The 10,431-nt window shown below is 34.5% G+C and carries 11 protein-coding genes and 1 pseudogene; 7 read left to right on the forward strand and 5 right to left on the reverse strand.

Annotation, left to right across the window (positions count from 1 at the left end):
- Positions 1-219 (forward strand): annotated as a pseudogene (locus BM350_RS25460) (amidohydrolase family protein); the annotation flags it as partial.
- On the opposite strand, the gene BM350_RS25465 reads toward BM350_RS25460, so the two are convergent.
- The gene (locus tag BM350_RS25465) at positions 206-802 is read right to left on the reverse strand and encodes a recombinase family protein (RefSeq protein ID WP_090920394.1); all 597 of its coding nucleotides are present in this window, start codon (positions 800-802) and stop codon (positions 206-208) included. The pseudogene BM350_RS25460 and the gene BM350_RS25465 overlap by 14 nt on opposite strands.
- 352 nt (positions 803-1,154) lie before the next feature.
- On the opposite strand from BM350_RS25465, the gene BM350_RS25470 reads away from it, so the two are divergent.
- Together BM350_RS25470 and BM350_RS25475 are read left to right on the forward strand one after the other, a co-directional pair.
- Positions 1,155-1,748 carry a TetR/AcrR family transcriptional regulator gene (locus tag BM350_RS25470; protein ID WP_090920391.1) on the forward strand — a complete coding sequence of 198 codons (594 nt, stop codon included), beginning with the start codon at positions 1,155-1,157 and terminating at the stop codon, positions 1,746-1,748.
- Between the two features lie 246 nt (positions 1,749-1,994).
- Complete coding sequence (locus BM350_RS25475; protein WP_090920389.1) at positions 1,995-2,690, forward strand: YqeB family protein; 696 nt, start codon at positions 1,995-1,997, stop codon at positions 2,688-2,690.
- Positions 2,691-3,255: 565 nt separating this feature from the next.
- Here the strand turns inward: BM350_RS25475 and BM350_RS25480 are convergent.
- Positions 3,256-4,488, reverse strand: a complete 1,233-nt coding sequence (locus BM350_RS25480) for a cytochrome P450 family protein (protein ID WP_090920387.1) — start codon at positions 4,486-4,488, stop codon at positions 3,256-3,258.
- A gap of 604 nt (positions 4,489-5,092) precedes the next feature.
- Between BM350_RS25480 and BM350_RS25485 the strand changes: the two genes are divergently transcribed.
- Together BM350_RS25485 and BM350_RS25490 are read left to right on the forward strand one after the other, a co-directional pair.
- A complete protein-coding gene (locus tag BM350_RS25485) occupies positions 5,093-5,242 on the forward strand; it encodes an aspartyl-phosphate phosphatase Spo0E family protein (RefSeq protein ID WP_090920384.1) in 150 nt (49 codons plus the stop codon).
- A gap of 199 nt (positions 5,243-5,441) precedes the next feature.
- Complete coding sequence (locus BM350_RS25490; RefSeq protein ID WP_244548083.1) at positions 5,442-6,041, forward strand: DUF4030 domain-containing protein; 600 nt, start codon at positions 5,442-5,444, stop codon at positions 6,039-6,041.
- Positions 6,042-6,357: 316 nt separating this feature from the next.
- Here the strand turns inward: BM350_RS25490 and BM350_RS25495 are convergent, their stop codons facing one another.
- Together BM350_RS25495 and BM350_RS27180 are read right to left on the reverse strand one after the other, a co-directional pair.
- The gene (locus BM350_RS25495) at positions 6,358-7,092 is read right to left on the reverse strand and encodes an alpha/beta fold hydrolase (RefSeq protein WP_090920381.1); all 735 of its coding nucleotides are present in this window, start codon (positions 7,090-7,092) and stop codon (positions 6,358-6,360) included.
- A gap of 15 nt (positions 7,093-7,107) precedes the next feature.
- Positions 7,108-7,257, reverse strand: coding sequence for a DUF1016 N-terminal domain-containing protein (locus BM350_RS27180; RefSeq protein WP_170857779.1), 150 nt, complete (start codon positions 7,255-7,257; stop codon positions 7,108-7,110).
- Between the two features lie 501 nt (positions 7,258-7,758).
- Between BM350_RS27180 and BM350_RS25505 the strand changes: the two genes are divergently transcribed.
- Together BM350_RS25505 and BM350_RS25515 are read left to right on the forward strand one after the other, a co-directional pair.
- Positions 7,759-8,445 (forward strand): IS6 family transposase, encoded by a 687-nt coding sequence (locus tag BM350_RS25505; RefSeq protein WP_090920376.1) that lies wholly within the window; start codon positions 7,759-7,761, stop codon positions 8,443-8,445.
- Positions 8,446-9,142: 697 nt separating this feature from the next.
- Positions 9,143-9,805, forward strand: coding sequence for a GAP family protein (locus tag BM350_RS25515; RefSeq protein ID WP_090920373.1), 663 nt, complete (start codon positions 9,143-9,145; stop codon positions 9,803-9,805).
- A gap of 62 nt (positions 9,806-9,867) precedes the next feature.
- Here BM350_RS25515 and BM350_RS25520 read toward each other — a convergent pair.
- Positions 9,868-10,431 (reverse strand): IS6 family transposase (locus BM350_RS25520; protein WP_090948334.1); only part of this gene is annotated, 564 nt, incomplete at its 5' end.

Genomic DNA, 10,431 nt, shown 5'->3' on the forward strand with positions numbered 1-10,431 from the left:
TGGATGGTTGCCGGAAAAACCATTGGTGGTCTTTCGATATACGATGAAAAGAATAGACTTGACAGAAAAGTAGCCCTAGAACTATATTCCAAAGGGAGTGCGTGGTTCTCTGGTGATGAAGGTAAAAAGGGAACCCTTGCAGTAGGTCAGTTTGCTGATATTGCTGTATTGTCTTCTGACTACTTTACTGTGCCAGAAGAAGAAATCAAAGACCTTGATTATAAAATGAGGAACGTTTGATGCCATACTTTTTCATGGCTCCTACGGCTGTAATTGAACCAGATTTCCATTCCTTGTAAGCATCCATAAATTCTTCTGTTATTTCGACAGGCGGACGTCCTAAACGTTTACCTTGCTTCCTGGCAAGAGCAATCCCTTCAGCTTGACGTTGTTTAATGTCAGTGCGCTCTTTTTCTGCAAATGCTGATAATATTGTAAGAGTTGCTTTTTGAATTGCGCTCTGAATAACATCATTTGTACTTTCCCCAGTGTAATTGACGTTAATATAGGGTTCTTTTATAAATTGTAAATTTACTTTATGTTTTTCATAGTATCTAAATTCTTCTAATGTATCATTCATATTTCTTCCAAGTCTTGTCAAGGAATCAAACACGATGGTATCTCCTGTACGAACAAGACGTTTTAACATTTGATAATTCTCTCGCTCCATATTTTTTCCAGATTCTTTATCAATGAAAATATCCCGATCTTCTATCCCTAAATCCTTCATATTCTGAATTTGCCGTTCTTCGTTTTGATCTCTACTCGAAACCCGTACATATCCAAATTTTTTATGTTTCATATGCTACACCTCATTGATAATTATAACAATCATATCTATAAAGGTATATAGAATATACAGATGTCTGTAAAGTGAGAAATGAAGATTTGCGGACGTGGTTTTTCATAGGTTTCTATATATCTGTAAAAGTATACATTTAAGGACATAACTTGTATTCGTGTTTCTAAAATTTAATTTCATGTCTGTATATAGAATTCGCATTGTAGAGGTCGTAGAGATTTTAAAGATATAATCTATAAAATTAGATTTGACAAGAATAGGAAAAAATATACAATCCAATTAATTGAACGTTCAATCAAAAAAATGAATATTCAATCAAAAACGATCAAAAATTTATAAGGTGGTGATTCTTATGGAAGACAGACAATCTTTTATAACAGAAGCAAGAAGAGAACAAATAATTAAGGCCGCTGTTGAAGTTTTAAGAGAAGTTGGGTATGTAAGTACAAGTTTGTCGAAAATAGCAAAAAAAGCAAACATAAGTACAGGGTTAATTTCTTATCACTTTTCTGGTAAAGAAGATTTGATGAACAATACTTTAATGTATTTAGTTGAACAAGAATGGTTATTTATTAATGCAAGAGTTAGTCAAAAACAAGCATCTACAGAAAAATTAAAAGCATTTATCGAAGCAAGTTTAGCTTATCAGGTTATAAACCGAACAAATAATATCGCTTTAATTGAAATAGTTTTTAATGCACGAACGCCAGATCATATTCCTTATTATTTACTAGAAGACGATGAAGAAGATTTAATAAAGGGTTTATTACAAGAAATTCTCTTACAGGGGCAGGAATCAAAAGAATTTGGAGATTTTAATATTCAAGTGACCGCAACAATTATTCAAGGTTCGATAGCGGAATCTTTGATATCTTCCCAAAGTAAAATGAGTTTAGAAAATTATAGTGAAGAATTGATAAAAAGCATATTGAAAATGGTTAAATAATGAAAGCAAAAAATCATTTATATATAAGTTAATAAAATGACATAAAAACCCCTTTCTTTTTAGGGAAGGACGAGAGCATCTGGCCGTTCACAGAAGCGGTCAGGGCCTTTTCCTAACACATGGGGTTTAAAACAAAGAGAGTAAGCCAGTAGCGGCCATGTTGTATTCTGTATATCTGCGACTTATATGTCGATATATAATTCCAAAATATTGTTTATAACTAATTTAATAGAGAGGATAGGTATTATGATAGAGAGAGAAGCATTTCTTGGACATAGTAAGTTCGAAAAAGCAATTATTGTTTTAGTGCCCATGATATTAGGCGGTTTGATTGGTTGGTTTCTTCCCATCATTGCCAACTGGATACTAAAACTTCCAGTAGTTCCAATGGAAAAGTTAATTTTACTCATTACATTCTTTAACAGCTTATGGGTTTCAAGTCTTGCCACTGTTATTGGAACAATAGCAGGTTTATTATTAGGCTTTATTATTTTAAATGAGAGTCTCGAAGTCGCAATTTCTTATAATAATTTACAGCTAAAAATTGGAGAAAAAGTAAATGTCATTGAGAAACAGGACATTTTAGCAATCTATATAGAAAATAAGCATTTAATTATCCTTGGACAAAAGAGTAATGAATTATATAGAGAAGTTATTGAAGTGAAGAAGGATACTGTACGGGAAGCTTTTAATAAATATCAATATCCATGGAATGAAACGGATCCATTTAGTAGCCAATATCAACGATGGATTTTAGGACATACTGACTTTTCCGAAAAAATAAATGTATTACTTTATGCTAGAGACCGTGCATTGAAAGAAAAGAAAAAGGCAGATGCTAAATATCTACGAGAAGATTTAGCTCAGTTAGGAGCTGTCATTAGAGATGAAAGAAATGGTCAGTACGTGAGACTTGCCCAAAATGCTAATTTTGATGCTTAGCATTTAACTCGATTTAGGTAAGACTATTTTCTATAATCTTTACCAATTTGAGTAGTAATTGTGTGCTATTTTTAATCGAACTTTATTTCAAAGTAGCTGATCTTCCATGGTAATAGATAAAGGAGGCGGGTTTACCGTCTTCTTTTTTTTGCAATTTGTTACTGTGTAAATAATCCTTAGCGTGGCTATTCTCCGAAATGCTGGCGATGTAAGGTGACCCCATGCCCATGCAACTTAAGAATTTTATAACACCCCAAACAAGAAAATGAGCTTTTTTTGTTACAAGTTAGCACAAAATTTCGTTCTGGGGGTACTATAAAATTGTACAATAACGAACGTTCCCAAGAAAGATTAAACGGCCTAAGCCCATTGGAATACAAAATTTAAGCCGCTTAAAGTATTTTTATTATTTCCACTGTCTACTTGACAGGGAGCTGTTCATCTTTGATCAAAATGAGTTCTTTTCTTTTTAGTTGAAATCAACCTTTATAAGGTGCTCTTAATCATCTTTATTCCAAAACTATAGATAATTTGACCACTATCGGTATTAATGTCGAATCATAGGTTAGAAAACAACTGGTAGATTTGCAAGAGAACGAATTTTACTATGGTTATAAATCAATTGATCTGGTTCGATTGCTAGGCGAAGATTGGGAAGCCGCTGTAACAAAGTGCCTAATGCAATTTGTCCTTCTAGACGCGCCAATGGAGCTCCCAAACAGTGATGTATACCAGCCCCAAAGGCTAAATGGTTATTCTCCTCTCGTGAAATATTCAATACTTCGGGATAAGGAAATTTCTGTGGATCAATATTTGCAGCAGTCAGAGAGAGTAGAACTAATTCGCCTTTGCGAATCCTCTTTCCATGTATTGTCATATCTTCACCAGCAAAACGGCTACTAAACATAATTGGGCCAGCATAGCGTAATAGTTCGTCAACAGCGGAAGGAAGCAGGGAAGGATTTTGCCTTAGTAAATTCATTTGTTCGGGATGTTGAAGTAACGCCAGTACGCCATTACTGATTAGATTAACTGTCGTCTCATGTCCAGCGATAATGAGCAGCCAAATTGTCGAAAGAAGCTCATTCTTACTCAATTTGTCTTCTTGCTCTTTTGCTTGAACTAGCGCGCTTATCAAGTCATCCTCAGGATTTAGACGCTTTTCGTTAAACAATACTTCGATGTAATGAATAAACTTTTCAAGTGTTGCTGTAACTGCAGTCCCCTGACTAGGATCCACAGAGGCGTTCATGAGTTCTTGTGTCCATTCGCGAAACTGGTTTCGATCAGTGGCGGGAATCCCGAGCATCTCTGAAATGACAATAATGGGTAGTGGGTAAGCAAAATCTGCAATAATTTCCATCTTTCCTTGTTCCTGTACAGCAGCCAATAATTCGTCGGCAATTTGCTGAATACGAGGACGAAGGTCCTCGATCATACGTGGTGTAAAGGATTTAGAGACTAGCCGACGTAGGCGAGTATGATCAGGAGGATCTACCGTAAGCATATTCGGCATATTCATCAGCCATTCAAACAGTTTACTCACAGCTGTATTCTCCTCAATGGGATTCTGCTTATCATGAGGCGGTGTAAATTTCCGTAAATCTTTGATAAAACGGGGATCTTTCAGAATGGTAACCACATCATCATAGTCCAATGCGACCCATGCCCCTCCCATGCCATAAAAGTCATCAATGCGAAAGAAACGCTCTTGTTGCTCGATAAGGTTTTTATAGAACATAATGGGATTACGCATAGTTTCCGGCGAGTTCAAATCGTTAAAAGTGAGTTTTTTCATTCGTTTCCTCCTTATCAGTATAACTATTGAATGATCTGACATGAACACTCCTCTTTACCGTACTATTCTATGACCGTTCATGTTACAAAATGATACATCTGATTCTTAGACCGGTTCTGTTGCCAAGTTTCTCAAGAGATTGATATAGGGGTTCAGTCACATCGCTATCAAGCTAACAAAACGCGAATTTCGTACGTTAAGGAAATTTCCAGTCAAAAATGAATTAGAACAATAAAGCTATCATATCAACGTTTTCTAACTATAATCGTGTTCATAAAGTGTCTAAACAAATCAATGTTCAATTAAACTTAGATTTTTATCTTTCTGAACATGTATTAAACATTAAAGAACGTTGTAATGATAAAGGTTTGTAGTCCTTAGCGTACAATTTTCCCATAATGATATAGTGACCCCAAATAGTAGAAAATGAAATTTATTCAAATTTTTAGGTTTATTACCTTTAAAAGATCGAATTTGTATTGTATTCTCTTTAATAGTGTTATTTTTTTGTATACGTGTTGTTAAGACAAGACTGTCATTATCAGTCTTGTTTTTTATTTGAATATTTCCCTGATTAATGAAATAGGTACAAAGGAGATTTTAGATGGAATTAAGAAAGCTTCATAGTGTGATAGAAAATAAAAAGAATGAATTAGTTCAACTTGTTATCAAATATGGTATCAATCATAAAAAAGTACTTACACTAAGCCAAGAATTAGATTGTTTAATTTTTAAGTTCATGAAAAGACAATAAAGAATTCTTTCATAAGTGAAAATGACAATAAAGTTATTAAATTTTAAAACCTCAAACATGCATACCCCCTTCCTAAAATTAGGACGGAGGTAAAATAAAGTTGTTTCTGTAGTTGTGAAATTGCAAAGGAAGGAATTTCACATATAGCGAAGAAGTCTTAATCAAAGCCAAATAAACCGTGTAGAGGTCAAGAAAGGTGATGGCTGTGTGGACAAAACTAGGGATGTGTGGGTTATTGATATCTGTTAGCGTATTAAGTGCATGTCAGTATACAGACGAGGAAAATGTCCGTAGTGAAGATGAAAAAGTTATGGATACAGTTCTTCATGTGGTGAATAAAGAGTCTTTTATTGGGGCTGAAATAGTTGACCAAGGTAAGACAGTTGACTTAGTGATAGCGGACGTTGAAAATGCAAATAAGGTACGAAGTCAAATTAACAAACAATTAGAAAAACAAGGTATACAACCTCGTACAATCCATATCAGTCAGAAAAACATGGCGCAAGTAAAACAAGAGCATAGGTGGGATGAAATTCAAAGTAGCCTATCGAATGAATTGTTTAAGTCGAAAGGGTATAAGCAGTTTACACTTCAACAACTTTCTATAAGTCCGAATCAACCTATTACGTTAGGGGTTTATATACCTATAAGCAGTTCAGATGTAGACGCGCATGCGTATGCAGATAAAGTTGAAAAGGATATAAAGGAGTTTCTAGGTACGAAGAAGTTGAAAAACTGGGTTAAAGACGATTCCTATACAGTTAAAGTATATAACCAAGATAAACAACTAATTAACTAAAACATAAAAATAGACTGGGTATAATCCAGTCTATTTTTATAGTAAATAACGATTTGATTAGAAGAAACGGGTTACTCGTAATAAACTTGTCCACCATTAAGGTAAATAGTTCCTCCGCCGTGGTTGACGAATCTAAGAGAATAGTAATTCTGATACGATCCTAAATGCTGATTGACAGTGATATCTAAACCGCCATCAAACGTTCCCCAAATGACGGTTTCTCCGTAACGCTGATTGTTAGCATACACTTCAATCCCTAATCCGGTAGTACGGGTTTTTGCGTCTACCCAAATGCTGATAGGACGACGGAATGATACTAATTCAAAAAGTCGGTTATATGCTTAGAAATTTCTTCTGGATGTGTTAAAGTCATGATGTGATTTGCATTGGTTATATGAACTACACGGATATCGGGGACTGCTTTATATCGTTCTGCAATTTGAAACAGATCATCCAATTCATTATCCCCAATCAATAGCAATGTACTTACATCTATCTCATGTAATCTTTCTATAGCAGAATAGGAAACTACTTCGTGTGTTCCCCAAGTAAATAGAATATTATCCCTCATTATCTGACGTAGCAATTGATTCGTTGGACCTTTTGGAATTCTCCAAGAAGATTCACTTAATGTAATATCTATCATCTTTTCAACATCTGGAATTGCGCTCGAAGCCCTTCTCTCCAGTGCTCGATACTCAGAAGAAAATTGATAGCCAGAGAGACCTGGAGCAATCAATATAAGTTTAGATACTTTATTTGGATAAGCTAGTGTAAAGTCAGTAGCAATTTGCCCGCCTAGGGAATGCCCTACTAATACTGCATCTTTCATATCTAGTTGATCATAAATGCTTCTTAGGTCTTTTACGTAATCAATAGGCTCAGTTGGAACAGGAGACTTTCCAGCACCTCGTAAATCAAGTGTAATTACTTGAAAAGATTTCTCAGCTATCTGTGGCGCAATAAACTGCCAATCGCGAGAATCCATAGCTCCACTATGTAGAAAAATAACTGGTCTACCAATACCTTTTACTTCAAAATGAAGGTTCATAATTTTTACCCCTTTTTATTTTTTAGGAACAGAATGAAAATTATTGTTCCAGCTGACTAGGGCGACAAGCCCAGGAATCTTCCCGGAATCGACATGGCGTGCTAGCACGTTGCGCATTTTGCGCAACCCTGTTTCGGAGAAACCTCTGTTGTTTTGTCCCATCATGGATCTCTCCTTTTCTTCATATCTTCTGACGAACTAAAATTTTCTGTTGTAATCTTTTTCATTTGGTTTCCCTCTCTTTACTTTTTTATCAGCCCTATTGTTCTACAAATTCTCTTTTGTTATCAATGCTTGAAAGTGTTCGATGCATTAAAGAGACTGAATATTGGTAATCAAAAAGATGACTCACGGGTGATCAGAATCGAGATATGTCCTGCACTTAGCATAGAGCCATATGTTCATCGAACGTTTATTCTCAGTTTCATCAAATTCAAAGTCACCATTATTCCGTAAGCAATCTTCTTTGACAACCGTTGTCTTGCCCGCCCCATTGGAGCCGAGCAAGGCGAAAATACTGCCCTTATCCATTTAAGCTCCCACTTTAACATTCCCTAATTATGTATATTCTAGAAGTAAATACAAAATGTATATTCTAGAAGGTTCTGGTGCAAAAATTTTTAAACTAAGCTATATTCTAGAAAAATGAGACGAGGAGAATGACAGATGGGATATTTTAAAGGAAAACAATTCAAACAAGACATTATTTTAGTAGCCGTCGGCTACTATTGTCGTTTTTCTTTAAGCTATCGCGATGTATCTGAAATCCTGAAGGAACGTGGTGTTTCGGTTCATCCGACAACCATCATGCGGTGGGTTCATGAATATGGCAACTTGATCTACCAAATTTGGAAGAAGAAAAATAAAAACGTACAATTGCCTTGGAAATTGGATGAGACTTATGTAAAAGTCAAAGGGGAATGGCATTACCTATATCGTGCGATTGATAAAGAGGATTACACATTAGATATTCAACTGCGTAAAAAGCGAGATCATCAGGCCGCATATGGCTTTATGAAAAGATTAGTGAAAAAGTTTGGGGAACCAACGATTCTAACAACAGACAAAGCTCCAGCATTACTTTGTGCGTTTAACAAATTAAGGGAACAAGGCTTTTATAAACATACAACCCATTGCACAAGCAAGCATTTGAATAATCTCATAGAACAAGACCATAGACATGTAAAGCGACGTTTTGCCAAATCCGCAGGATTTCAAAGTCTTCGTCATGCTTCACGTACCTTGAAAGGAATTGAAACGCTTCATGCCATATACAAACAAAGACGAAGTCTTCAATCGGACTCCGTCTTTTCGGCGTATAGCGAATTACAAAATTTATTAATGGTTTCATAAAATTTGACCACAAATTTCCCGTGTCTCTATGTGTTAAAAAACTTTGCAACAGAACCTTTATGTATTTACGAGTCTTCATCTAAGGATAGTTATCGAGCAGATAAAAATAATAAGAAAGATATTAGAAAAATAGATTTCTTAAAAAATATGATATATAATGACTAAAATTCTTACTAATTTTATTATGCTAACGGCGTGCTGTAATTAAGAAGTCCCCTAAAAAACAAGCTCAGAGTTTATTGCTCTGAGCTTGTTTGCGTGCTATTTACTGTGTGATTTAACTTATGAATTCAAATGTTATTTAGCTTGTTATTTTAGGTTTTCTCCACAATAACTGAACTACTTACTGTAATATTATAGTCTTCTCTTTTTTATTTGCAATTTATCGTTTGCAAAATACGCAAATTATCTCCTAAAGTTACACGTTTTTGTTAAAGAATCAAACAAATCCCATAAACAGTCGTTTATGGGATTTTTCCTAAATAGAAAACGGATATTTATGTTAAGATAGAGAAGAAATTGAAAAAAATGTACTTAATCTAGCGAGCAGATTAAGAGAACATAGGTGAAACTTGTATTGTACAGTTTCGCAATAAGAATTACAGTTAATGGAAAGGTAAAGTAATTAATGATGGTGAGGAAATTGATTAACATTATTATATTTGAAACGGAATTATACTAAGGAGGACTTTTTCTTTTGGGGACAGATATATTAATTTATTTAGGTGGCCTAGCTCTATTAGATACATTAAGCCCCACAATAATTGGTGTTACACTATATCTTATTTTAACAGATAATGAAAATCTAATAACAAGATTATCATCGTATCTAATTACAGTTATGATATTGTATTTTTCATTAGGTATCATAATGATCTTAGGCTTAGATTATATTACTGATGCATTCTCAAACGTTTTTCAAAATAGAAGGGTTCTTTTTATTATAGGGGCAATTTTATTTGTAGGTAGCTACTTTATCCCTATAAATAAAAAAAATAATATTCCAAAGCCTAAAACTCAAGGTATATTCTCAATAATAATTATTGGGATTGTTACTTTTTTTATTGAAGCAGGTATAGCTTTACCGTACCTTGCTGCTATTGGTATGTTATCGACAACTAATATACCATTTTATAATAAGCTTTCAATTATAGCTGCATATAATTTTATTATGATATTACCAGCTTTATTTATCTTATTAGGATATAAATTATGTGGAATTCGTATAAATTCAAGATTGGTCAATCTTCGAAATAAAATATCAGCTAATACAAATACAGCACTATCTTGGATAATATGTATAGTTGGGGTGATATTGATGTTGTACTCTATAGATGGATTAACTATAAGAATCAAATAAGGTTCTAGTGCAAAAATACTTTACCAGAAACATAGAACGGCAATATTCTGTTAACGGAGAGCTTAAATAGCTAGTCCAAACATTTTATGAATGAATTCAGCTTCATTTCGTGCAGACTTCACCCTTTGGTGAAGTTGCCCTTTTCTCATCATATGTATAGCTTCGACGCCACTTAAAATGCAATTAGCTGTACGAAGTGATTTCAGTCCTAACATAGAGCGAACTCGTTTCTTGATAAAACGATGATCTTGTTCCACGATGTTATTAAGATATTTCACTTGCCTTATTTGGATGCCTGCAGGCATCTTTTTTTCATTCTTCAATTCTTCAATTGCTACAGGATAGGCGGGATTCTTATCAATAGTTATCACACGAGGTTGTGAAACATGAAAAGACCGCAAAGCTTTCTTGAAGAAGCGCTTTGCAGCCTTTGTGTCTCTTGTTTCACTGAGATAAAAATCAATCGTATTTCCTTTGGAATCCACTGCACGATATAGATACATCCATTGACCTTTTACTTTGATATATGTTTCATCGACTCTCCAGGAGTCATTCGTTTGTTTAAGATAGCGCCGAATTCGTTTATCTAACTCAGGACCATATTGATGTACCCACCGCATAATGGT

The sequence above is a fragment of the Bacillus sp. 103mf genome (assembly GCF_900116295.1).
In the GTDB taxonomy this organism is placed as follows: domain Bacteria; phylum Bacillota; class Bacilli; order Bacillales; family Bacillaceae_G; genus Bacillus_A; species Bacillus_A bruguierae.